21 protein-coding genes are annotated in these 22533 nt (G+C 65.2%); 6 read left to right on the top strand and 15 right to left on the bottom strand.

The window, feature by feature from the left end; translation table 11 throughout:
- Positions 1–419 precede the first annotated feature (419 nt).
- Positions 420–932, top strand: coding sequence for a GcrA family cell cycle regulator (locus CO669_RS20280; protein WP_014491301.1), 513 nt, complete (start codon positions 420–422; stop codon positions 930–932).
- Between the two features lie 241 nt (positions 933–1173).
- On the opposite strand, the gene phoB is transcribed toward CO669_RS20280, so the two are convergent.
- From phoB to CO669_RS20230, 10 genes are all read right to left on the bottom strand, one after another.
- Positions 1174–1881 carry a phosphate regulon transcriptional regulator PhoB gene (gene phoB, locus CO669_RS20275; protein ID WP_097661713.1) on the bottom strand — a complete coding sequence of 236 codons (708 nt, stop codon included), beginning with the start codon at positions 1879–1881 and terminating at the stop codon, positions 1174–1176.
- 22 nt (positions 1882–1903) lie between these two features.
- Entirely contained in the window at positions 1904–2620 is a 717-nt protein-coding gene (gene phoU, locus CO669_RS20270; RefSeq protein ID WP_014491299.1) for a phosphate signaling complex protein PhoU, read from the bottom strand.
- Between the two features lie 11 nt (positions 2621–2631).
- The gene (gene pstB / locus CO669_RS20265) at positions 2632–3453 is read right to left on the bottom strand and encodes a phosphate ABC transporter ATP-binding protein PstB (RefSeq protein ID WP_097661712.1); all 822 of its coding nucleotides are present in this window, start codon (positions 3451–3453) and stop codon (positions 2632–2634) included.
- Positions 3450–4301: a phosphate ABC transporter permease PstA gene (gene pstA, locus CO669_RS20260; protein ID WP_097661711.1), complete on the bottom strand. Its 852-nt coding sequence runs from the start codon at positions 4299–4301 to the stop codon at positions 3450–3452. The genes pstB and pstA overlap by 4 nt, the downstream gene beginning before the upstream one ends.
- Positions 4302–4305: 4 nt before the next feature.
- Complete coding sequence (gene pstC / locus CO669_RS20255) at positions 4306–5295, bottom strand: phosphate ABC transporter permease subunit PstC (RefSeq protein WP_198964151.1); 990 nt, start codon at positions 5293–5295, stop codon at positions 4306–4308.
- 138 nt (positions 5296–5433) lie between these two features.
- Positions 5434–6447, bottom strand: a complete 1014-nt coding sequence (pstS, locus tag CO669_RS20250; protein WP_097661829.1) for a phosphate ABC transporter substrate-binding protein PstS — start codon at positions 6445–6447, stop codon at positions 5434–5436.
- A gap of 144 nt (positions 6448–6591) precedes the next feature.
- Positions 6592–7890, bottom strand: a complete 1299-nt coding sequence (locus CO669_RS20245) for an ATP-binding protein (protein ID WP_097661709.1) — start codon at positions 7888–7890, stop codon at positions 6592–6594.
- Between the two features lie 42 nt (positions 7891–7932).
- Entirely contained in the window at positions 7933–8991 is a 1059-nt protein-coding gene (locus CO669_RS20240; protein ID WP_097661708.1) for a lysylphosphatidylglycerol synthase domain-containing protein, read from the bottom strand.
- A 489-nt stretch (positions 8992–9480) separates the two neighbouring features.
- Positions 9481–9777, bottom strand: a complete 297-nt coding sequence (locus tag CO669_RS20235; RefSeq protein WP_198964130.1) for a hypothetical protein — start codon at positions 9775–9777, stop codon at positions 9481–9483.
- Between the two features lie 2 nt (positions 9778–9779).
- Positions 9780–11174, bottom strand: coding sequence for an OmpA family protein (locus CO669_RS20230; protein WP_097661706.1), 1395 nt, complete (start codon positions 11172–11174; stop codon positions 9780–9782).
- Positions 11175–11338: 164 nt separating this feature from the next.
- On the opposite strand from CO669_RS20230, the gene CO669_RS20225 reads away from it, so the two are divergent.
- Positions 11339–12397, top strand: a complete 1059-nt coding sequence (locus CO669_RS20225; RefSeq protein ID WP_097661705.1) for a polysaccharide deacetylase family protein — start codon at positions 11339–11341, stop codon at positions 12395–12397.
- 249 nt (positions 12398–12646) lie between these two features.
- On the top strand, positions 12647–13447 hold the full coding sequence (locus CO669_RS20220; protein ID WP_097661704.1) for an SDR family NAD(P)-dependent oxidoreductase: 801 nt from the start codon (positions 12647–12649) through the stop codon (positions 13445–13447).
- Between the two features lie 181 nt (positions 13448–13628).
- On the opposite strand, the gene boxB is transcribed toward CO669_RS20220, so the two are convergent.
- The 5 genes from boxB to CO669_RS20195 all read right to left on the bottom strand — a co-directional run bounded on the left by boxB (position 13629) and on the right by CO669_RS20195 (position 20067).
- Complete coding sequence (boxB, locus tag CO669_RS20215) at positions 13629–15080, bottom strand: benzoyl-CoA 2,3-epoxidase subunit BoxB (RefSeq protein WP_097661703.1); 1452 nt, start codon at positions 15078–15080, stop codon at positions 13629–13631.
- 150 nt (positions 15081–15230) lie between these two features.
- Entirely contained in the window at positions 15231–16919 is a 1689-nt protein-coding gene (boxC, locus tag CO669_RS20210; RefSeq protein ID WP_097661702.1) for a 2,3-epoxybenzoyl-CoA dihydrolase, read from the bottom strand.
- A gap of 117 nt (positions 16920–17036) precedes the next feature.
- A complete protein-coding gene (locus tag CO669_RS20205; RefSeq protein ID WP_097661701.1) occupies positions 17037–17561 on the bottom strand; it encodes a DUF309 domain-containing protein in 525 nt (174 codons plus the stop codon).
- 18 nt (positions 17562–17579) lie between these two features.
- Positions 17580–18398, bottom strand: coding sequence for an alpha/beta fold hydrolase (locus tag CO669_RS20200; protein WP_198964129.1), 819 nt, complete (start codon positions 18396–18398; stop codon positions 17580–17582).
- A 127-nt stretch (positions 18399–18525) separates the two neighbouring features.
- Entirely contained in the window at positions 18526–20067 is a 1542-nt protein-coding gene (locus CO669_RS20195; protein ID WP_097661699.1) for a benzoate-CoA ligase family protein, read from the bottom strand.
- 122 nt (positions 20068–20189) lie between these two features.
- Here CO669_RS20195 and CO669_RS20190 point away from each other — a divergent pair, with 122 nt between their 5' ends.
- The 3 genes from CO669_RS20190 to CO669_RS20180 all read left to right on the top strand — a co-directional run bounded on the left by CO669_RS20190 (position 20190) and on the right by CO669_RS20180 (position 22486).
- Entirely contained in the window at positions 20190–21098 is a 909-nt protein-coding gene (locus CO669_RS20190; protein ID WP_097661698.1) for a helix-turn-helix transcriptional regulator, read from the top strand.
- A gap of 222 nt (positions 21099–21320) precedes the next feature.
- Positions 21321–21716 carry a group II truncated hemoglobin gene (locus CO669_RS20185; protein WP_097661697.1) on the top strand — a complete coding sequence of 132 codons (396 nt, stop codon included), beginning with the start codon at positions 21321–21323 and terminating at the stop codon, positions 21714–21716.
- 89 nt (positions 21717–21805) lie between these two features.
- On the top strand, positions 21806–22486 hold the full coding sequence (locus CO669_RS20180) for a transglutaminase-like domain-containing protein (RefSeq protein ID WP_097661696.1): 681 nt from the start codon (positions 21806–21808) through the stop codon (positions 22484–22486).
- Positions 22487–22533: the final 47 nt, after the last annotated feature.

The raw sequence follows: 22533 nt of genomic DNA, 5'->3' as shown, positions 1-22533 counted from the left end.
TGCGCAACGCACCATTGACCGGCCCGGAAAACGAAACGTGCCGCCTTTTAAGGGCGGCACGTGACACTATCTTATGCCCCGTGAAACGGGTGTCAATGCCACCCGGAAAGCCTCGGGAAACGCTGATTCCGTAGTCTTGCGGTGGCGATTTTGCGGGTTTTTCACCACGGAACATGTGGAAGCGAGTCGGCGGACTCTTGCGCGTGAGTCACGCCATATTGTAGCGTTTGGACTGTCAGATACGACATCTCGTGCAGCGGTTCTGATCCCAAGAGTCCTCATGTACCGGCGTAAACGTTCGGGCGTCAGTTGAGCGCCCGGCGAGCCTTAAGGGATTCCGGCGGCACGGGTTTTTCGAGGCTTAGGCATTCGCCGCATAGGCGCCAGGACGGCAGCCGCGCGGCGAGGGAAAGGGTGCAATGACGGTTTTGACCTGGTCCGATGATCGCGTCGAGCAGCTGAAAAAGCTCTGGGAGGCCGGTTTGTCGGCCAGCCAGATCGCAGCTGAGCTCGGCAATGTGACCCGCAATGCCGTGATCGGCAAAGTGCACAGGCTCGGTTTGTCCGGCCGCGCCAAGAGCCCTTCATCGGCAGCGCCGCGGCCGCGCAAGGCGCGTCCCGCGCAGCACATGATGCGGGTGACCCGCCCCATTGCGCGCGGCAACACCGCACTGGCGCAGGCCTTCGAGGTCGAAGTCGAGGCCGAACCCGTTACCTACGACAACGTGGTGCCGATGAGCCAGCGGCTGTCGCTGCTGGAATTGAACGAGGCGACCTGCCACTGGCCGGTCGGCGATCCTTCGAGCCCGGATTTCTTCTTCTGCGGCGGCAAGGCGCTGTCCGGCCTGCCCTACTGCGCCCAGCACTCGCGCGTGGCGTATCAGCCGGCGGCGGATCGCCGGCGTGCACCGGCCAAGCCGGGCCCGCGGTAAGTTTGCGATTTCATTGATTGCCAGGACTGCGGCCGTCAAACGATGGCGGCTCCAATTGTTCGGTGTCATCCCCGCGAAGGCGGGGATCCATAACCACAGGGCGCGATGATTGCGCGAGATGGTTACTGCGAGTCCCCGCCAAACAACGTCCTATGGTTATGGATCCCGGGCTCGCGCTGCGCGCGCCCCGGGATGACGACTGAGATTGTTGCCGCGGTTCGCTAATCCGAGATCCAAAAACTCAGGCCTGCTCGGCCTTCGCGAAGCGATCATCCAGCGCATAGCCGGCGCCGCGGACGGTGCGGATCGGGTCCTGCTCGCGGCCGAGATTGAGCAGCTTGCGCAGGCGGCCGATATGGACGTCGACGGTGCGCTCGTCGATGTAGATGTCGCGGCCCCAGACGCTGTCGAGCAGCTGCTCGCGCGAGAACACGCGGCCGGGATGCTCCAGGAAGAACTCCAGCAGGCGATATTCGGTCGGGCCGAGGTCGATCGGCCGGCCCGAGCGCGCCACGCGGCGCTTGTCGCGGTCGAGCTCGATGTCGCCAAAGGCGAGCACGGTGGCGAGCCGCTCGGGGCTGGCGCGCCTGAGCAGACCCTTCACGCGCGCCAAAAGCTCCGGCACCGAAAACGGCTTGACGATGTAGTCGTCGGCGCCGGTCGCAAGGCCGCGCACCCGCTCGCTCTCCTCGCCGCGCGCGGTGAGCATGATGATGGGCAGCTGCTTGGTCTCGGGCCGGGTACGCAGGCGCCGGCACAGCTCGATGCCGGACAGGCCCGGCAGCATCCAGTCGAGCACGATCAGGTCGGGGATGTGTTCCTTGAGGCGGGTGTCGGCGTCGTCGCCGCGCATCACCGTCTCGACGTCATAGCCGTCGCCTTCGAGGTTGTAGCGGAGAAGCTCGGTGAGAGCTTCCTCGTCCTCAACCACCATAATGCGTGCGCCCATGGTGTCGTCGCTCCTTAAGTCTTCAGGTGTTCGGGACCGTCGTGGCGAAGGTCGTCATGTCGCCCTTCGGCCGCTTGTCGGTGATCGCCTGGCCCTCGATCATGTAGAACACGGTCTCGGCGATGTTGGTGGCGTGGTCGCCGATCCGCTCGATGTTCTTGGCGCAGAACATCAGATGGATGCAGAACGAGATGTTGCGCGGATCCTCCATCATGTAGGTGAGGAGCTCGCGGAACAGCGAGGTGCAGATCGCGTCGACCTCCTCGTCGCCCTTCCACACCGCCATCGCCGCCGGCAGATCGTGCGCGGCGTAGGCGTCGAGCACGCTCTTGACCTGCTGCTGCACGAGGTCGGTCATGTGCTCGAGGCCGCGGAACAGCTTGAGCGGATGGAAATCGGTTTCCAGCGCCGCGACGCGCTTGCCCATGTTCTTGGCGAGGTCGCCGATGCGCTCGAGATCGGTGGCGACGCGCATGGCGCCGACGATCTCGCGCAGATCCACCGCCATCGGCTGGCGGCGGGCGATGGTGAGCACGGCGCGTTCCTCGATCTTCTTCTGCAACGCGTCGAGATCGGCATCGATGGTGACGACGCGCTGGCCGAGCGCGACGTCGCGGCGGATCAGCGCGTCGACGGAATCGACGATCATGCGCTCGGCGATGCCGCCCATCTCGGCGACCAGTCGGGTGAGCTCCTGGAGGTCGGTGTCGAAGGCCTTTGCGGTATGTTCAGAACCCATATTGCGTCTCCTCAGCCGAACCGGCCGGTGATGTAATCCTGCGTGCGCCGGTCGGTCGGCGACGTGAAGATCCTGCTGGTGTCGTCGAACTCGATCAGCTCACCGAGATACATGAAGGCGGTCTTGTCGGAGACGCGCGCCGCCTGCTGCATGTTGTGGGTGACGATCGCGATCGTGTAGTTCTCCGACAGTTCCTGGATCAGCTCCTCGACCTTGGCGGTCGAGATCGGATCGAGCGCCGAGCAGGGCTCGTCGAACAGGATCACCTCGGGCCGCACCGCCACGGTGCGGGCGATGCACAGGCGCTGCTGCTGGCCGCCGGAGAGCGACAGGCCGGAGGCGTTGAGCTTGTCCTTGACCTCGTTCCACAGCGCGCCGCCGCGCAGCGCCTTCTCGACGCGGTCGTCCATCTCGGATTTCGAGATCTTCTCGTAGAGACGGATGCCGAAGGCGATGTTCTCGTAGATCGTCATCGGAAACGGGGTCGGCTTCTGGAACACCATGCCGACGCGGGCGCGCAGCAGGTTGAGGTCGAGCTTGGGGTCGAGGATGTTGGTCTGGTCCAGCATGAGCTGGCCGGTGGCGCGCTGGCCCGGATAGAGGTCGTACATCCGGTTGAAGATGCGCAGCAGGGTGGACTTGCCGCAACCCGACGGGCCGATGAACGCCGTGACGCGGTTGGCGCCGAGCGTCAGGTTGATGTTCTTCAGCGCGTGGTGCTCGCCGTAATAGAAGTTGAGGTTGCGCACCGTCACCTTGGCGGGCGCCTCGGGCAGCACCGGCGCCTGGGGCAGTCCGCCGGCCGCGCTCATCGATACGGAAAGATCACTCATTTTGCGGTCCTCTCGGCGCCAAGGATGCGCGCGCCAATATTCAGGGCAAGAACGGTCAGGGTGATGAGCAGCGCGCCGCTCCAGGCGAGCTGCTTCCAATAGGCGTAGGGGCTCTGGACGAAGTTGTTGATGGTGACCGGCAGGTTGGCCATCGTCTTGTCCAGGCCGAGGCTGAAGAACTGGTTCGACAGCGCGGTGAAGAGCAGCGGCGCGGTCTCGCCCGCGACGCGGGCGGTGGCGAGCAGCACGCCGGTGATGAGGCCCGAGCGCGCGGCGCGATAGGCGATCCGCTTGATCACCAGCGAGCGCGGCAGGCCGAGCGCCGAGGCCGCCTCGCGCAAGGGATTCGGCACCAGCAGCAGCATGTCCTCGGTCGTGCGCAGCACGACCGGGATCACGATGACGGCGAGCGCGAGCGCGCCTGCGATCGCCGAGAAGCCGCGCATCGGCACCACCACCGCGCCATAGATGAACAGGCCGATGATGATCGAGGGCGCCGAGAGCAGGATGTCGTTGATGAAGCGGATCACCGAGGTCAGGCGGTCGTTGCGGCCGTATTCGGCAAGATAGGTGCCGGCGAACAGGCCGAGCGGCGCGCCGATGCCGACGCCGATCACCGTCATGATGATCGAACCGACGATGGCGTTGCGCAGGCCGCCTTCGGTCGAGCCCGGAGGCGGCGTATCCGCGGCGAAGATCTGGAAGTTGAGGCCGGCCAGGCCGTTGAAGAGCAGCGTGATCAGGATCAGCGCGAGCCAGGTGACGCCGAAGGCGGCCGCGGCGAAGCAGAGCCCGCGGATGACGATGTCCTTGCGCCGACGACGCGAATAGATCGGATTGAGCGCCATGACGTTATTTCCCCGCCTTCTGGTCCAGCCGCATCAGCATCAGCCGCGCGGCGGCCAGCACGAAGAACGTCAGCACGAACAGCAGGAGGCCGAGCAGGATCAGGCCGGACTGGTGCAGGCCGTCGCTCTCGGCGAACTCGGATGCGATCGCCGCCGAGATCGTGGTGCCCGGCGCGAAGATCGACGAGGAGATGCGGAACGAGTTGCCGATGATGAAGGTCACCGCCATGGTCTCGCCGAGCGCGCGGCCGAGCGCCAGCATGACGCCGCCGATGATGCCGACGCGGGTGTAGGGGATCACCACGCTGCGGACGACTTCCCAGGTGGTGCAGCCGACGCCGTAGGCGGCCTCCTTCAACACCGGCGGCACCGTCTTGAACACGTCGACCGAGATCGAGGTGATGAAGGGCAGCACCATGATGGCGAGGATCAGCGCGGCGTTGAACGTGCTGAGATAGGACGGCGGACCCGCGAAGATCGCGCCCAGCACCGGGACCCCGTCGAAGATCCTGATCATGAGGGGCTGGAAGGTGTTGGCCAGGAACGGGCCCAGCACGAAGAAGCCCCACATGCCGTAGATGATCGAGGGAATGCCGGCGAGCAGCTCGATCGCCATGCCGATCGGGCGGCGCAGCCATTGCGGACAGAGCTCGGTGAGGAAGATCGCAATGCCCAGACCGACCGGAATGGCGATCAGCATCGCAATGAAGGAGGTGACGAGCGTGCCGTACATCGGCCCGAGTGCGCCCAGCACGGGCGGATCGGCCGACGGCGCCCAGCGCTGCGTCCACAGGAAGGAGAAGCCGTATTCCTTCATCGCCGGGAACGCGCCGACGATCAGCGAGACGATGATGCCGCCGAGAATGAGGAGCACCGAGATCGCGGACAACCGCGTGATCCAGTAGAAGGTGACGTCACCGAGCTTGAACGCGCCCAAGGCCTTTGCGCGGTCATACGGTCCGGCATCGTCGATTACGTCGCTCTGAACGGCCATCTCTGCCACGCCGATCCCCTGTACCCGTTATATACGCTTGTTGCCGGTTGTTGTGGTCTTGCGCTCCGGACGCGGCGCAAGGCCGATCCGGAGCGGAGTTTTTTCGACCTCCCGGAGCGATGTCCGGGACAGGAGCGCTTAGCTCTTGATGTCGGCGGACCAGGTCTTCTCAATCAGCTTCACGACGCTGTCGGGCATCGGGATGTAGTCGAGTTCCTCGGCCATCTTGTCGCCGCTCTTGAACGCCCAGGTGAAGAACTTGATGGCTTCCTTGGAGGCCGCCTTGTCGGTGGCGTCCTTGTGCATGAGGATGAAGGTCGCCGCCGTGATCGGCCAGGACTTCTCGCCGGGCTGGTCGGTCAGGATGACATAGTAGCCGGGAGCCTTGGCCCAGTCGGCGTTGGACGCGGCCGCCTGGAAGGCTTCGACCGTCGGCTGCACCGTCTTGCCAGCCTTGTTGACGAGGCCGGTATAGGTCAGCTTGTTCTGCTTGGCGTAGGCGTACTCGACATAGCCGATCGAGTTCTTGGTCTGGCCGATGTTGCCCGACACGCCTTCGTTGCCCTTGGCGCCGACGCCGACCGGCCACTCGACCGCGGTGCCCTCACCGACCTTGCTCTTCCAGTCCGCGCTGGCCTTGGAGAGGTAGTTGGTGAAGTTGAAGGTGGTGCCCGAGCCGTCCGAACGGCGAACGACCGTGATCGCATCCGACGGCAGCTTCACGTTCGGATTGAGCTTCTTGATGGCAGCATCGTCCCACTTCGTGATCTTGCCGAGATAGATGTTGGCAAGCGTCTCGCCGTCGAACACCAGCTCGCCCGGCTTCACACCCTCGAGATTGACGACGGGAACGATGGCACCCATCACCATCGGCCACTGGACGAGGCCGTCCTTCTCGAGCTGCTCGGCCTTGAGCGGAGCATCGGTCGCACCGAAGGTCACGGTCTTGGCCTGGATCTGCTTGATGCCGCCGCCGGAACCGATCGACTGGTAGTTCAGACCGTTGCCGGTCTCCTTCTTGTAGGCGTCAGCCCACTTCGAATAGATCGGGAACGGGAAGGTCGCACCGGCGCCGGTGATGTCGGCAGCAAAGGCCGCCGTCGTCGTTGCGGCAACCAGGCCTGCAGCGACGATCGTTTTGAGGAAATTCATGCTGGTCTCCATACAGGGGAGCGAAGCGCCATCAGCGCCCGATCGCGCTCCCCACGCCGCCCCTTTAGGAGCGGTCGGCTGTGCTTTTACGAAGGTTTGGTGACAGTTGGATGACACACCTAAGCGATTGTAATCGCTTATTTTTCAGGTCGTCACCGGTCCTCTCGCCTGGGGGAAACAGGCGGTGAAAGTGGCGCCCTGCTTGGGCACGCTCTCGATCAAGAGCCGGCCGCGATGGCGGTTAAGAATATGTTTCACCAGCGATAATCCGAGCCCGGTTCCGCCCTGGGAGCGGCTGTCGCCGACGTCCACCCGGTAGAACCGCTCGGTCAGCCGCGGCAGGTGCTCGGGCGCGATGCCGGGGCCGAAATCGCGCACCGTGATCCGGATTTCCTGAGTTCCGTCAGTGGCTGCGGCTGAGGTCAGCGACACGATGACGCGTCCGCCCGAGGCGCCGTATTTGAGCGCGTTCTCGATCAAATTCTCGAACAGGCGGAGCAGCTCCTCGCGGTCGCCGGCGATCATCACCGGCCCCTCGGGCAGATGGATCTCGACCTCGACCTGCCGCTCGCGTGCCAGCGGCTCCAGCCCGTCGGCGACCTGGCGGATGATCGGCAGCAGGTCGACCAGGGTGTCGGGCCGGACATGGGCCGACAACTCGACCCGCGACAGCGACAGCAGATCGTCGATCAGGCGCGCCATGCGGGTGGCCTGGTTGTGCATGATGCCGAGGAAGCGCTCGCGCGCCTTGGGATCGTCCTTGGCCTGGCCCTGCAGCGTGTCGATGAAGCCCGACAGCGCGGCCAGCGGCGTGCGCAGCTCGTGGCTGGCATTGGCGACGAAGTCGGCACGCATCTCCTCGACCCGGCGCAGCGGCGTCTGGTCGTGGAAGGTCATCAGCATGCATTTGTCGGCGCCGCCGAAACTGGTCGGCACCGGCACCGGCGTGATCATGAGCTCCATCCAGCGATCGACCGGGACGTGATCGAGGTAGGTCGCGCGCCGCGGCTCGGTGGTGGCGATGGCCTCGCGCAGCGCCGTGATGATCTCCGGCGAGCGCAGCGCGAACTGGGCAAGCTCGTTCCGGCGCAACGCCGGCGCGAGCTGGGCCGCGGCGGCATTGAGGTGGATGACGCGGCCGGCGCGGTCGAGCAGCACCGCCGGATCGGGCATGCCGGCGACGACGGCGGCCACCGCGGCGCTCTCGACCGGGTTGATGCGGCGGGTGTCCTCGCGCGAGGCCGCGGCATCGTGCAGGCGCCACGGGATCAGTGCCGCCGCCGCGATGCAGAGGAACACGATCGCGGCATGCAGCGCCGCCAATTCGCCGAGCGAGACCACGACGGACAGCGCCAGCGCTGCGGCGATCAGGATGACGGTCGAGTGCCGCAGCCGGTCGGACCAGGGCTGGGCGGCGGGAGAAGAAGGGGCGTCGATCGCCATCGGGCGGACTTCTCCTGGGGGGCTTGTCCTAAGACACTCGTCCTAGGATTTGGCGCCGTCGCTGCGCTCTCTCACGTAGACGGCTTCAGGCGCCGGACCGGGGTCGAGCTTGAGCGCCGCCTGCTGCAGCCGCTTCGATCGTGCGCCGATGATAACTTCGCGAAACGTCAGCAAGATTACAGAGATGACGAAAGGGGACAAATAATAGAGGACGCGGAACAGCAGCATGCCGCCGAGCAGCTCCTCGCGGTCCATCTGCCAAAGGCCGACCAGCATGGCGGCGTCGAACACCCCGAGCCCGCCCGGCGAATGGCTGGCGAAGCCGAGCAGCGTCGCCGAGACGAAGATCACCGCGACCACCACGAAACCGAGATTGGGCTCGTCCGGGACCAGCACGTACATCGCCAGCGCACAGAAACCGAGATCGATGATGCCGATCGCGATCTGGAGCAGCGTCAGCGGGCCGCCCGGCAGCACCACGGTCCAGGGCCCGCGGCCGACGACGCGCGGCTGGGTCCAGACCCAGACCACGTAACCGACGAGGCAGACGATGATCATCAGCGCCAGCGTCCGGTTCAGCCACGGCGGAAGCTGGTCGATCGAGGCGGCGGCCTCGGGGTGATAGGAGATGCCGAGGCCGAGCACGGCGGCATTGCCGAGCCAGAAGGTCAGGCCGGCGAGAAAGCAGATCTTCGCGACGTCGATCGCGTTCAGCCCATAGGCCGAATAAATGCGATAGCGCACCGCGCCGCCGGTGAAGACGGACGCGCCGACATTGTGGCCGATCGAATAGGAGGTGAAGGCCGCGAGCGCGTTGATGCGATAGGGCACATGGGCATGGCCGATCGCTCGCACCGCGAACAGGTCGTAGAAGGTCAGCGTGAAATAGCCCGCGGCGACGAACAGCGCGGCCATCGCGATCTGGCTCGGCTCGGTGCTCTTGATCGCTTCGAGGACCTCGTTGAAATCGATGCCTCGCAGCATGTGGTAGAGCACATAGCAAGCGATGCCGATGACCGCGACGCTGATCACAACGCCAAGCTTATGCAGGATTTGCTTCTCGCGCAGAAACGACGTCGCCCTGCGTATGGCTTCCAGCATCTAGACCTCGAACAACGCTTCAGCGGCCAGAATGGCCGGCGGACAGGCGGACGACGCGCAGGCCCGCGACGACCCCTCGCCGCCGGCTCCGGCATCGCGCATGCCCCCTGCCCCTCCACTAGCGCGTTTTGGGGCGGAGTGGAATTCGCCAATTCGAACAAAAACACGTGCCTTCAATATTTTAGGCAGGGTTATGGGCTCCTGATGCACGGTTTGGCGCCTTCGGCGGCAAGGCTCGGGGCGAATCTCCATGGCGATCCTGCGCAGGCGCCATGAAGTTTTGATGATTTCAGCCGCACAATGTTCCGTCACGCCTTAAGTCGAAATCAATCTAGGAGCGACGACCGCCTGTTGAAAGAGGGGGCATTTCGGGCATCGTTCACCGAATCTCCGCTGCGCCGGAACGTCGCGGCCACCAAAAGCCGGCCGGACGCGGCCAGATCGCAAGGCCGGCAGGCGGCAGTCCGATCCTCGCAGACAGCCGCCGGCTCAGCCGGCCCGCATGCTGCGTGCGACCACACGGTCGCGCAGCCAGGCGCCGATGGTGCAGCCGACGAGGTAACAGGCGAACATGACGAGGCCGAGATCGAGCCAGTAGCCGAAGCGGCCGGGGACGACATGGGCGAACGAGGCCGCGACCAGGGCGGCGGCAAGCGCGGCGAGCCAGCGCGCGGTCACCTTCGAGGTGCCGTTGCCGCGCTGGACCACCGAGATCCAGCCCATGCAAAAGCCGAGCAGCCCCGAGCCGATCAGCCAGCCCATATGGAACGAGAGGAGATAGGGCATCGTCACCTCACCAGAAATTCGATGCGGCGGTTTTGCGCCTTGCCTTCGTCGGTGTCGTTGCCGGCGATGGGCTGCGTGCTGCCATGGCCGACCGCGGTGAAGCGGCTGGCGGGCAGGCCGGCCTTGACCAGATAGTCGATCACCGCCTGTGCGCGCTTCTCCGAGAGCGCCTGGTTGAAGCCGCCCTCGCCGTCGGCGTCGGTATGCCCGGCCACCTCGACATTGGTATTGGGGCAGCGCAGCGCCGTCTCGATCAGATGATCGAGAATGGCGGCGGAATCCGGATCGATGTCGGCGCGCTTGGCCGCGAAGCGGATCTTGCCCTTGGCCAGCAGGTCCGTGAACAATTGCTGGCACACGGTGCCGTCGACCGGGCCCGCCGCGGGCTTCACCGTGATCTCCGGCTTGTATTGCCAGTTCTTCGGGAAGTCCTTGCCGAGCCCGGCGCGGATGTCGTTGGCGGCGCCTTCGTAGAGCGCATCGCCCGACAGCTTCACCTCGCGGTCGGAGACGACGAGCGTGCCGGTCGACAGCCGCGACAGCGCGCCGAGCGCGGCGATCACGGCCGTGTTGAAGGAGCCGGGCGCACCGATGCTGGCCTTGAGATTGTCGACGACCTTCTCGGTGAAGAACTTTCGCGACGCGCTGGTGGCGATCGCCGCGTGGATGGCATTGTCGGGGACATAGCCGGTCAGCGTCACGGTCGCGGCGACCGGATCCTTGTAGGCCTGGAAGATGTAGGGCGGCGCCTTGACGTCGTTGGCGGCGATCGAGAAGCCCTCGGGCAGGTTCTTCAGCGCCGCCGCGATCGCCTCGCGACCGCCGAGATCGCGCGCCATGCCCGACAGATTGACCTGGGTGTCTGATATCGTGATCTTGCCGTCCTTCAGCTTGCCGATCTGGTCCAGCAGCAGCATCGCGGCGGCCTCGAACCGCGGCGGCGCGCCCCGCGCCAGGCCCATCTGGTCGGCCACCTCGGCGCCGCCGACCTCCTTGCGGGCCGCCTCGGCCAGCCGGCCCTTGATCGACGGCAAGGGCGCCGAGCCCGACAACGTCACCCGCACCACGTCGCGTTCGGCGTTCCAGACGAACGGTTTGGCCTCGGGAACAAGGCGGGTCCGGTCGTCGACCAGGCGCACGCCCGGGACGCTCTCGACCGCCATCACGGCGTCGCGGCGGCCCTCCTCGGAGAAGGCGTCGGCCACCAGACCGACGTCGCGGCCGTCCACGGCGATCCGGGTCTTGTCCAGGACGGTCCCCTTCAGCGCGGCCGAGCTGCGGGCCGACAGGTCGGCCTCGACCGGTAAGGTATTATTCCAGGCCGCAAATCCCCACATGACGGCCAGGGGAATTAACCCCGGCCACCATTTGCTGGCCCACCTGAAAAGCTTTTGCATTCGACGACCCGAACTCTGGAACCGGAGACAAAACAAACCCTTGGCAGGCTGTCAAACCGGAAATGGCGCCGTTCCGAAGGCACCGGCTGAACAATCGGAATAACTTTTTCTTCAAGGGTTCTTCCGTAAGTTGAAGGCGGAATGCCAAAGTCCGCCAGCCGGTCATGAAACAACTACGTAACAACGTCATCCGCGCCGGGCTGGGAGCACTCTATTTCAGCGGGGCACATCATTTGCTGCGCCCGCTTCTGTCGGGCGTCGGCGCCATTTTCATGCTGCACCACGTCCGGCCGGCCCGCGAGGCGGCGTTCCAGCCGAACCGGCACCTCGAAGTCACCCCCGAATTCCTGCGCGAGACGCTGCGCCATCTGCGCTCGCGCGACATCGACATCGTCACCATGGACGAGCTGCATGAGCGGCTGGTGCAGGGCCGGTTCGAGCGCCGCTTCGCCGCCTTTACCTTCGACGACGGCTATCGCGACAATCTGGACCATGCGCTGCCGGTGTTGCGCGAATTCGACGCACCGCTGACGGTCTATGTCGCGAGCGATTTTGCCGAAGGCACTGGACGGATATGGTGGGCGGCGCTGGAAGCCGTGATCGCCAAGGCCGAGCAGATCGACGTCACGATCGGCCATTCGGCGCTGCGGCTCGATGCGACGACGCCTGCGGCCAAACAGGCCGCCTATGATCGCCTGCACGACTGGCTGCGCGCGCTGCCGGGCGAGTACGATCTGGCGCGCGAGATCGAGACGCTCTGCACCACCCATGACGTCGACATGGCCGCGCTGTGCCGCAGCCTCTGCCTGTCCTGGGACGAGCTGAAGAGCTTTGCCGCCGATCCGCTGGTGACGATCGGCGCGCATAGCGTCAGTCATTGCAACCTCGCCAAGCTGGCCGAAGACGTCGCCGCGCAGGAGCTGACCGCGAGCCGGGCACGGATCGAGCAGGCGCTGGAGCGCCCCGTGCTGCATCTCGCCTATCCCTATGGCGACCGCGAGGCCGCAGCCACGCGCGAATTCGGCCTGGCCGCGACGGCCGGCTTCAAGACCGCGGTGACGACGCGGCCGGGCATGCTGTTCGCCGAGAATGCCGATCACATGACGGCGCTGCCGCGCGTCTCGCTCAACGGCAATTACCAGGACGCGCGTATCCTGCCGGTGCTGACCTCGGGCGCCGCAACCGCGATGTGGAACGGCTTTCGCCGGATTGCGGCGGCGTAGGCACTCCAATCTCCGCTGTCGTCCCTGCGAACGCAGGGACCCATACCGCGTGATCTATCGATTGATGTGAGTAGCCGTACCGAACAACCAGTCTTCGCCAAACTCCTCCCTGGGGTTATGGGTCCCTGCGTTCGCAGGGACGACACTGGCTTGGTGGAGCCGCCGCCGCGCTCCATTCCTATCTGATCCCACCCTTCCTTGACTCCCCTGCCCTCCCCGCCCAAAACAGCGCCAACCCAGGGAGGCACCATGTTCAAGGATATGTTTTCGCTCAACGGCCGCGTCGCGCTGGTGACCGGCGGGTCGCGCGGCATCGGCAAGATGATCGCGGCGGGATTTCTCAGCGCCGGCGCCGCGAAGGTCTACATCACCGCGCGCAAGGCCGGACCGTGCGAGGCCACGGCCAAGGAGCTCAGCGCGCAGTATGGCGGCGAGTGCATCGCGCTGCCGATCGACATCTCCACCATTGAAGGCTGCGACCGGCTCGCGTCCGAGATCATCAAGCTGGAGCCGAAGCTCGACATCCTCGTCAACAACGCGGGCGCGGCCTGGGGCGCGGAGTTCGACGAATTCCCCGAAAGCGGCTGGGACAAGGTGATGGACCTCAACGTCAAGTCGCTGTTCTTCCTGACCAAGGCGCTGGCCAAGCCGCTCCGCGCCGCAGCCTCGCACGAGCGGCCCGCCAAGGTCATCAACATCGCCTCGGTCGACGGCATCTTCGTCAACCCGAGCGAGACCTATTCCTACGCCGCCAGCAAGGCCGCGGTGATCCACCTGACGCGGCGCATGGCGACCAAGCTGATCAAGGACAACATCAACGTCACCGCGATCGCACCGGGCGCGTTCAAATCCGACATGAACCGCGCCGCGCGGGACCACGCGGACGAGGTCGCCAAGCGCATTCCGGCGCGGCGGATCGGAAGCGACGAGGATATGGCCGGCGTTGCGATCTACCTCGCCTCGCGCGCGGGCGACTACGTGGTCGGCAACACCATCGCGGTGGACGGCGGTGTGGTCTACGCCAATGCCGGGCTGGAGATCGCGGGATAGGCGAACCGCTTACGCTCCGCCTTCGCGACACACACCGCTGTCATGCCCCGGCTTGACCGGGGCATCCAGTACGCCGCGGCTTCTCGATTTATCTCTGCTGTCTCTGGAATACTGGATCACCCGCTTTCGCGGGTGATGACAGTCTTCGTATGGCGCGGACGTCGCGCCGCGCTGGCAAAGCCTACGACTCGATCTTCACGTACTCGAAATCGCCGGGCTTGTTGTCGATGCCGACCTTCGGCGGCGAGATCCAGGAGGCGAACTTGCCTTGCTCGGTGACGGGCTGCATCAGCGAGGTGATGAAGTCGCCGTCGGCGGTCGAGGGCAGCCACTCGTCCTTGCGCTTGGCCCAGGTGGCATTGTCGATCAGAATGCCGTCGGGCGTCGCATGCACGTCCTTGAACTCGCCGATGTGGCGGTGGAAGGCGACGTTCGGCAGCTTGAGCTGGAAATCGTAGCCCGCGGTCGTGATCACCTTGTTCCAGCGCAGCATGCCCTTGACGCAGTCCTGGCTGTAATCGTCGCGCAGGCGCATGTTGAGCGCGGTCAGCGCCGGCTCGTCGACCAGCTTGATCTCGCCGTTGATCAGCTTGAGCACCGGATAGGTGGAGTTCTTGAGCTGGTGGTCGTCCTCGATCTGGGTCTCGTGATAGCGGCCCTTGATGCCGGCGTTGAAGGCGTTGGCCGCGTTGGTCGAGACTTCCGAGCCGAACAGATCGAGCGACAGCGTGTAGTGCAGATTCAGCTTCTTCTGGATGGTCGGAAGGTCGATCACGCCGAGCGCGCGGACCTTGGCGATGTCGGTGGGATCGGTGATGCCGGCTTCGCGCATCGCATCGCAGGTGCGCTGCACGACGCGGGTGATGCCGGTCTCGCCGACGAACATGTGGTGCGCTTCTTCCGTCAGCATGAAGCGGCAGGTGCGCGACAAGGGATCGAAGCCGGACTGCGCCAGCGAGTGCAGCTGCATCTTGCCGTCACGGTCGGTGAAATAGGTGAACATGAAGAACGACAGCCAGTCCGGCGTCGCCTCGTTGAAGGCACCCAGCATGCGCGGCGCGTCGGCATCGCCGGAGCGGCGGCGCAGCAAATCATCGGCTTCCTCGCGGCCGTCGCGGCCAAAATATTTCTGCAGCAGGTAGACCATCGCCCAGAGATGGCGGCCTTCCTCGACATTGACCTGGAACAGGTTGCGCATGTCGTAGAGCGAGGGCGCGGTCTTGCCGAGATGGCGCTGCTGCTCGACCGAGGCCGGCTCGGTGTCGCCCTGGATCACGATCAGGCGGCGCAGCATGGCACGATGCTCGCCCGGCACTTCCTGCCAGGCCGGCTCGCCATAATGCTCGCCGAACGGAACGACGCGGTTCTCTTCCTGCGGCGCAAGCAGGATGCCCCAGCGATATTCGGGCATGCGGACGTAGTCGAACTTGGCCCAGCCGCGCGGATCGACGGAGTAAGCGGTGCGCAAATACACCAGCGATTCCTGGAAGCCTTCCGGCCCCATGTCGCTCCACCAGTCCATGTAGCCGGGATGCCAGCCTTCCAGCGCCTTGAGCACCTGGCGGTCTTCGGCGAGATTGACGTTGTTGGGAATCTTGGTCGAGTAGTCGACGTTCATGATGTTCATGTTCATGGCCGTGCTCTCCTTGGTCTGTCTCTTGTCCCGGACGCTGCGCGAGCCGCGAAGCGGTGCGCTGCAGAGCCGGGACCCATTGCTCGGTCTTTGTGGGTCCCGGTTCTGCGCAGCGTCACTTCGTGCCGCAGCGCGCCCGGGACACGATAGCTACACCCGCGTCATATCGAATTTCGGCTTCTGGCCGCTGCCGTAGCGGCGCAGCGCGCCTTCCTCGCCGACGGCGTTGGGGCGCTGGAAGATCCAGTTCTGCCAGGCCGTGAGGCGCGCGAAGATCTTTGATTCCATGGTCTCGGGGCCGACGAAGCGCAGGCTCGCCTCCATGCCGGTGAGGCTGTCGGGCGAGAAACTGGCGCGCTCCTCCAGGAACACGCGGACTTCGTCGTCCCAATCGATGTCGTCGAGCGCGAAGGTGACGAGGCCGAGCTCCTCGGCCTGCTCGGCGTCGAGGCTGGTGCCGAGCGTGGCTTCGGCGCGCTCCACATCGGCAGGATCGGCCTGGAAGCGCGACTGCAGCCGCGTCAGGCCATGGCTCATCGGATACGGGCCGAAGTTCATGGCGGAGAGCTCGATCGCGGGCGGCGGGCGGTTGTCGCCCTGGCGCGTGCCGATCAGCATGTAGGAGCGGTCGGCGGCGAAGACGAGCTCGGCGAGCGTGCCGGCAAAGCAGGAGCCGGGCTCGACCAGCGTCACCAGCGTGCGCGAGGTGACGTCGATGCGCTTGAGCACGCGCTTCCAGTAATGGCGGATCTCGTTGACCAGCCAATGCGTCTTGTTGGCTTCGAGGAAGGCGTCATGCGCGAGCACATGGGCGCGGTCGCCATGGCTCTTGAACACCAGCATGGCGATCTCGAGCTCGTTGATGCGCAGATGCAGGATGGCATCGTCGAGCTCGCGCGCGACCTGCAGCGGCCAGAACGCGGCGCCCTGCGCCATCATGCCGTCGATGTCGGCGGGCGGCGCGGCTTCGGGGGCCTTGATCGAGATTGTGGCGATGCGGGCGGCGCGGTCGATGTCGACGGTGACGAAGCCGTAACGGATGCTGTTCTCGTCGATCACGCGCTTCAGTGGTGTCAGCGCGATCCCCTTGCCGCTGCCCTTGCGCTTCGATTGACCTGCGAACTCCCTGGCGCGCTCGGCGATCTTGGCCTCGAGCTTGGAGTTCGGCGCGATCTCGTCGACGAGGCGCCACTGCACGGCGCGCTTGCCCTTCACGCCCTCCTCGATGGTGCAGAAGAAATCGGCATGGTCGCGGCGCACCTTGCGCTTGTCGACGACGCGGGTCAGGCCGCCGGTGCCCGGCAGCACCGCGAGCAGCGGCACTTCGGGCAGCGCCACCGCAGACGATCCGTCGTCGGCGAGGATGATGTGGTCGGTGGCGAGCGCGAGCTCATAGCCGCCGCCCGCGGCCGAGCCGTTCACCACGGTGATGAAGCGCTGGCCGGAATTCTCCGAGGAGTCCTCCATGCCGTTGCGGGTCTCGTTGGTGAACTTGCAGAAATTGACCTTGTGGGCGTGGGTGGAGCCCGCGAGCATGCGGATGTTGGCGCCGGCGCAGAACACACGGTTCTTGGCCGAGCGCATCAGCACGACCTTGACCTCGGGATGCTCGAAGCGCAGGCGCTGGACCGCATCCGCCAGCTCGATGTCGACGCCGAGATCGTAGGAGTTGAGCTTGAGCAGGTAGCCCTCGAACAGGCCGCCATTCTCGTCGACGTCCATGGTCAGCGTCGCGACGTCGCCGTCGACCGCAAGCTTCCAGTGCTTGTAGCGGGACGGTTCGGTCTGGAAATCGATGAATGTCGCGCCGCCTGCGAGGCGCCGATCTTCCCCGGCCATGGGTCATCCCTGAGCTTGATTATGCATTTTCGCCTTAGCGTTAGATGCACAATAGTGCATCTTTTTGAACGCGTCTAGCCCTTAACCGTCATCACATGCATTTTGTTTCATGAGGCGTCAGGACCGTGAGGTCGCCCCGAGCGCGATCCAGTCGGCCTTGGTGAGTTCGGGGCGGCCGAGCTTGGCCTGCAGCAGCGCGACCAGGGCCGGGGCCGGAAAGCTCTCGACAAAGCCGTCGCCGCCCGCCACCGCCTTGCGCGAGATCAGCGCTCTCAGCTCCGTCAGCGCATCGCCGAACAAGCGCGCGGCCGAATGCGATCTTTGCATGCGCAGCCGCAAATTCGCGTTCGCGATGTAGATGCAGGCGCGCAGCAGCACACGCTCGCGGCCGCCCTGGGGCGCAGCCGCCCACACCGCCTCGAGCACCTCCTGCGACTCCCAGAAATAGCCGCGGTCGTTGAGCGCAAGCCCGTAGCGCAGCGCCGGATGGCGCGCCGGCACATGGCCGCGGAAGACCGACGGCACCAGCGCCTTGGCCATGTCCAGCGTCTCGGAATCGGCTTCCACCGCGCCGGTCTCGCCGGGCACATAGGCCCATTGCGGCCACGGCAATGGGCCGGTCAGATGTGAAGGCACATTCATGGATGTGCCTCCGCATGGTCATGCGGCGTGCACCTGGAGTCCCTGATCGGCGCGCAGGGCCGCGCTTGCAAATTGCTCGATAGCGTCAAGCGTCGCCCCCGGCGCTTCACGATGCGGGGAATGGCCCGCCTCTGAAATGAATTTAAAATCTACCGGACAGTAGCACTCTTCCCTGGCAATTTCGACCTGACGCAATGTCCCATATTGATCATTCTCGCCCTGCAGGATCAGGACGGGAACGCGGATATAGGCGAGGTATTCGGAGATGTCCCAGTCGCGGAATTTCGGATCGAGCCAGGCGCCGTTCCAGCCGTAGAAGGCGTTGTCGACGTCCTTGTGCCAGCGCGCCAGCCTGGCCTTGAGGTCGGTGGTCTCGAACGCCGTCCTGATCTCCGCGATGGATGTCACCGAGACGTCCTCGACGATGAAATGCGGCGCGATCAGCGCAATGCCCTGCAGACGGTGATCCTGGTGTGAACCGGCATAAATGGTTGCGATCGAGGCGCCGTCGGAATGGCCGAGCAGCAGGCCGCGCTTGAACGGAATCGCGTCGAGGATCTTCGGCAGCACGTCGAGCGCTTCGCGCTGCATGTAGTCGAGCGGCCGCGGCAAGCTCACCGGGCTCGATTGGCCGTAGCCCGCACGCGAATAGGCAAAGATGCCGGCGCCGGTGGCTTGCTGCAGCTTCTCGGGAAGATCGCCCCAGAGCCCGACCGAGCCGAGCCCTTCATGCAGCATGACGATGGTGGGCGCATCGGCCGATTGCGGCGCGAGCCATTTGTATTCGAGGCTGGCGCCGGCGATGCCGAGGAAGCCGGTGGGGGTGAGATTGGTCATGGGGTTGTTCCTGTTCATTCCGTCATTCCGGACAGCTCGCAGCGCGAGCTGATCCGGAATCTCGAGATTGTTTTGCGGCTCGAGATTCCGGGTTCGATGCTGCGCATCGCCCCGGAATGACGAGGAATCAATGCGCCCCTTCCCGCAGCTTGAACCGCTGGATCTTGCCCGTCGCCGTCTTCGGCAAGGACTCCACCACGTCGATCCAGCGCGGATATTTCCAAGGGCCGATCTTGTGCTTGACGTGCTCCTTGAGCCTCTCCTGCAACTCCGTCGTGGTCGCGCCGGGGCGCAGCACGACGAAGGCTTTCGGCTTCAGCAAGCCTTCCGGATCGGCCTCCGGCACGACGGCGGCTTCGAGCACGGCGGGATGGGTGATCAGCGCGCTCTCGACCTCAAAGGGCGAGACCCAGATGCCTGAGACCTTGAACATGTCGTCGGCGCGGCCGCAGAAGGTGTAGCGGCCGTCGCCGTCGCGGACATATTTGTCTCCGGTGCGGGTCCACGGTCCTTCAAAGGTGCGGCGGCTCTTGTGACGCTGATTCCAGTAGCCCTCGCCGGCCGAGGGTGCATCGACCAGGAGCTCGCCGACCTCGCCGTCGGCGACATCCTGGCCGGCCTCGTTGACCAGCCGCACCGCATAGCCGGGCACCGGCTTGCCGGACGAGCCGTATTTGATGTCGCCGGGCGCGTTCGACAGGAAGATGTGCAACAGCTCGGTCGAGCCGACGCCGTCGAGGATGTCGACGCCGAAGCGCGCCTTCCAGCTGTTGCCGACGGACTCGGGGAGCGCCTCGCCGGCGGAGGTGCAGATGCGCAGTGCTTTGCCGCCGCGCTCGCTCTTCATGGTCTCGTCGTTGAGCATGGCCGCGAACAGGGTCGGCACGCCGTAGAAGATCGAGGGATTGTAGCGGTTCATCAGGTCGAACATGCGCGCCGGCGTCGGGCGTTCGCTGTTCAGGATCACGCTGGCGCCGACCGACATCGGGAAGGTCAGTGCATTGCCGAGCCCATAGGCGAAGAACAGCTTGGCCGCGGACAGGCACACATCGCTCTCACGGATGCCGAGCACCTGTTTTGCGTAGGTGTCGGCGGTCGCCTGCAAGTTCGAATGGATATGGCGCACGCCCTTGGGCATGCCGGTCGAACCGGACGAATACAGCCAGAACGCCGGCTCGTCCGGATGGGTCGCGGCGGTGGTGAACTGGTCGCTCTCGCCGGCGATCTCTTCGCCGAGCTGCTTGTGGCCATTCTGCTTGGCCCCGGAGACCACGACGTGTTCGAGATCCGGCATGCGGCCGACCACGTCCCTGATGACGGGATAGAGCGCCTCGGAGACGAACAGCACGCGCGCGCGGCAGTCGGCGAGGATGTAGGCGTATTGATCCGCCGTCAGCAGCGTGTTCAGCGGCACCGGCACGATGCCGGCGCGGATCGCGCCCAGGAACACGACCGGGAAGTCGATCGTATCCAGCATGATCATCGCCACGCGCTCCTCGCGGCGGACGCCGAGCCGGCGCAGCATGTTGGCGGCGCGGCAGGTCTGTTGCTGGAGTTCGCCATAGGTCAGCCGCGAGACGGTGTCGTCGAAGGCGAGCTTGTTGCCCCGGCCCTCCCCGACGTTACGGTCGAGCAGCCAGGTCACCGCGTTGTAGGATCCCTCGCTCACGGACTTCTCCCCCGAATTTAGAATTATAATTCATAGAAAGACACTGCGGCGGCTTGCTGTCAATGCTAGCAGGCATTATGTTTCATTAAAATGCGCCGCAGGACATCTTTTAAAGAAGGCTCATGACCGACAGTCCCGACGCCGAATCCCGCTTCCTCGAACAGCTCGGCCAACGCGTGCGCACCATGCGCGCGTTGCGCGGCATGTCACGCAAGGTGCTCGCCAAGGTCTCCGGGATTTCGGAGCGCTACATCGCGCAGCTCGAAAGCGGCAAGGGCAATGTCTCCATCGTGCTGCTGCGGCGCGTCTCCGACGCGATGGGCGCGCATCTCGAGGATCTGCTGCCCTCGACCGAGCCGACGCCGGACTGGCAGATGTTTCGCGACCTCCTGCGCAAGGCGACGCCGGCGCAGATCGCGCAGGCCAAGGACCTGCTCGCAGGCGGCAGCGCCAATGCGCCGCGGCGCGCCCCGTTCTGCGGCATCGCGCTGATTGGCCTGCGCGGTGCCGGCAAGTCGACGCTCGGGCGGATGCTGGCGAAAAAAATCGGCTGGAGTTTTGTCGAGCTCAACAAGGAGGTCGAGCAGCAGAACGGGCTCTCGGTCGCCGAGATCATCGCGCTGTACGGCCAGGAAGGTTTTCGCCGCATGGAGCAGGCGGCGCTGCAGCAGCTGCTCGCGCGCAACGAGCTGATGGTGCTCGCGACCGGCGGCGGCATCGTCTCGGAGCCCTTGACCTTCGACCAGATCCTGACCTCGTTCTACACGATCTGGCTGAAGGCCGAGCCCGAGGAGCACATGGCGCGCGTGCGCCGCCAGGGCGATCTGCGCCCGATGGCGGATGATCGCTCCGCCATGGCCGAGCTGCGCAACATCCTGCTGAGCCGCGAGCCGCTGTATTCGCGCGCGACGGCGGTGGTGGATACGGCAGGCCTTTCGGTCGATGCGGCCGCCGCGCGGCTGATCGATGCCGTGCGCCCGGTGCTGCAGAACGAAGCCCGCAATTTCGGGCTGCGCAGCGTGGCGCTGTAGGGCCTCGCTATCACCTCACGCCCCGCAGTCGTCCCTGCGCACGCAGGGACCCATACCGCGTGATCCATCGATTATGTACGCGACCAATCCCGAACGACTAGCTTTCGCAAAACTTCTCCCTGTGGTTATGGGTCCCTGCGTGCGCAGGGACGACAGCGGAGGTTTGTGCGCGAGCTCGGCTGATCCTATATGCAAGCCCGGCAACACACATCCGGACCACCCATGACCTCCACCGACGTCACCACCTCCATGTTCGAGCGGATCGGCGGCAGTGCCACGATCGACCTTCTGGTCGACCGCTTCTACGACCGCATGGATTCGCTGCCGGAGGCGAAGGTGATCCGCGCGATGCATGCCGACGACCTCGGACTGATCAGGGACGTGCTGAAACGCTATCTCACCGAATGGACCGGCGGCCCCAAACTCTATACTCCCGAGAAGGGCCACCCCCGGCTGCGCCAGCGCCATATCGGCTTTGCCATCGGCGATGCCGAGCGCGACGCGTGGATGCTGTGCATGCGCGGCGCGATGGAGGAGACGATCACAGATAGCGCCGCACGGCAGGAGCTGGACAAGGCGATATCGGGGCTCGCCGACTGGATGCGCAACCGGCAGTGAGTTGGCGGCAGCGCCTCGACGCAATTCGAGGGTGCGCACCCGCATCGCATGATTTGAGTTCCGCGGCGATCGCCTGCTAAGCTCTAGATATGACCGACATCCTCCCCGACACGATCCGCCGCCTCTACACCGATCCCGGCGAATACATCGACAGCGATCATCCCGCCGTGCAGAAATTCGCGAACAACGCCGTGCGCGCGGATGCGAGCGCGCGGGAGAAGGCGAGCGTGCTCTACAAGGCGGTGCGCGACGGCATCCGCTATAACCCCTATGTCAGCATGCGCGTCGCCGAGACGTTTCGCGCTTCGAGCGTGCTCGCCGCCGGGCAAGGCTATTGCGTCGGCAAGGCCGCGCTCTATGCCGCCGCCTGCCGCGTCCACGACATTCCCGCGCGGATCGGCTTTGCCGACGTGAAGAACCATCTCACCACGCAGAAGCTGCGCGCCAGCATGGGCACCGACATCTTCACCTGGCACGGCTTCACCGAGGTGCATGTCGACGGCGCCTGGCGCAAGGCGACGCCGACCTTCAACGACACGCTCTGCGCCAAGGTCGGCGTGGCACCGCTCGATTTCGACGGCCACAGCGACGCGCTGCTACATCCCTTCGACGGCGAGGGCCGCGCCTACATGCAATATGTCAACGACCGCGGCACCTATCACGACGTCCCCGCAAAATTCCTGATGCGCGAGATGGCGCGCGATTACGCCAACATGCAGGGCGAGGACCTTTCGGGCCGCGACATGGAGCGCGAGGCGGAGGGGCGGTAGCGACATGCGCGCTGCCGTAAGGTGAGTTACGCCGTGCGAACTGCGCT

It is taken from the genome of Bradyrhizobium sp. Y36 (assembly GCF_002531575.1).
In the GTDB taxonomy this organism is placed as follows: domain Bacteria; phylum Pseudomonadota; class Alphaproteobacteria; order Rhizobiales; family Xanthobacteraceae; genus Bradyrhizobium.
This window is presented reverse-complemented; position numbering and strand designations above follow the sequence as displayed.

What these genes read in the sequence shown, in the direction of transcription:
- CO669_RS20280 (WP_014491301.1), top strand. Translation starts at nt 420, where the DNA reads ATGACGGTTTTGACCTGGTCCGATGATCGCGTCGAGCAGCTGAAAAAG.
- phoB (WP_097661713.1), bottom strand. Translation starts at nt 1,881, where the DNA reads ATGGGCGCACGCATTATGGTGGTTGAGGACGAGGAAGCTCTCACCGAG.
- phoU (WP_014491299.1), bottom strand. Translation starts at nt 2,620, where the DNA reads ATGGGTTCTGAACATACCGCAAAGGCCTTCGACACCGACCTCCAGGAG.
- pstB (WP_097661712.1), bottom strand. Translation starts at nt 3,453, where the DNA reads ATGAGTGATCTTTCCGTATCGATGAGCGCGGCCGGCGGACTGCCCCAG.
- pstA (WP_097661711.1), bottom strand. Translation starts at nt 4,301, where the DNA reads ATGGCGCTCAATCCGATCTATTCGCGTCGTCGGCGCAAGGACATCGTC.
- pstC (WP_198964151.1), bottom strand. Translation starts at nt 5,295, where the DNA reads ATGGCCGTTCAGAGCGACGTAATCGACGATGCCGGACCGTATGACCGC.
- pstS (WP_097661829.1), bottom strand. Translation starts at nt 6,447, where the DNA reads ATGAATTTCCTCAAAACGATCGTCGCTGCAGGCCTGGTTGCCGCAACG.
- CO669_RS20245 (WP_097661709.1), bottom strand. Translation starts at nt 7,890, where the DNA reads ATGGCGATCGACGCCCCTTCTTCTCCCGCCGCCCAGCCCTGGTCCGAC.
- CO669_RS20240 (WP_097661708.1), bottom strand. Translation starts at nt 8,991, where the DNA reads ATGCTGGAAGCCATACGCAGGGCGACGTCGTTTCTGCGCGAGAAGCAA.
- CO669_RS20235 (WP_198964130.1), bottom strand. Translation starts at nt 9,777, where the DNA reads ATGCCCTATCTCCTCTCGTTCCATATGGGCTGGCTGATCGGCTCGGGG.
- CO669_RS20230 (WP_097661706.1), bottom strand. Translation starts at nt 11,174, where the DNA reads ATGCAAAAGCTTTTCAGGTGGGCCAGCAAATGGTGGCCGGGGTTAATT.
- CO669_RS20225 (WP_097661705.1), top strand. Translation starts at nt 11,339, where the DNA reads ATGAAACAACTACGTAACAACGTCATCCGCGCCGGGCTGGGAGCACTC.
- CO669_RS20220 (WP_097661704.1), top strand. Translation starts at nt 12,647, where the DNA reads ATGTTCAAGGATATGTTTTCGCTCAACGGCCGCGTCGCGCTGGTGACC.
- boxB (WP_097661703.1), bottom strand. Translation starts at nt 15,080, where the DNA reads ATGAACATGAACATCATGAACGTCGACTACTCGACCAAGATTCCCAAC.
- boxC (WP_097661702.1), bottom strand. Translation starts at nt 16,919, where the DNA reads ATGGCCGGGGAAGATCGGCGCCTCGCAGGCGGCGCGACATTCATCGAT.
- CO669_RS20205 (WP_097661701.1), bottom strand. Translation starts at nt 17,561, where the DNA reads ATGAATGTGCCTTCACATCTGACCGGCCCATTGCCGTGGCCGCAATGG.
- CO669_RS20200 (WP_198964129.1), bottom strand. Translation starts at nt 18,398, where the DNA reads ATGACCAATCTCACCCCCACCGGCTTCCTCGGCATCGCCGGCGCCAGC.
- CO669_RS20190 (WP_097661698.1), top strand. Translation starts at nt 20,190, where the DNA reads ATGACCGACAGTCCCGACGCCGAATCCCGCTTCCTCGAACAGCTCGGC.
- CO669_RS20185 (WP_097661697.1), top strand. Translation starts at nt 21,321, where the DNA reads ATGACCTCCACCGACGTCACCACCTCCATGTTCGAGCGGATCGGCGGC.
- CO669_RS20180 (WP_097661696.1), top strand. Translation starts at nt 21,806, where the DNA reads ATGACCGACATCCTCCCCGACACGATCCGCCGCCTCTACACCGATCCC.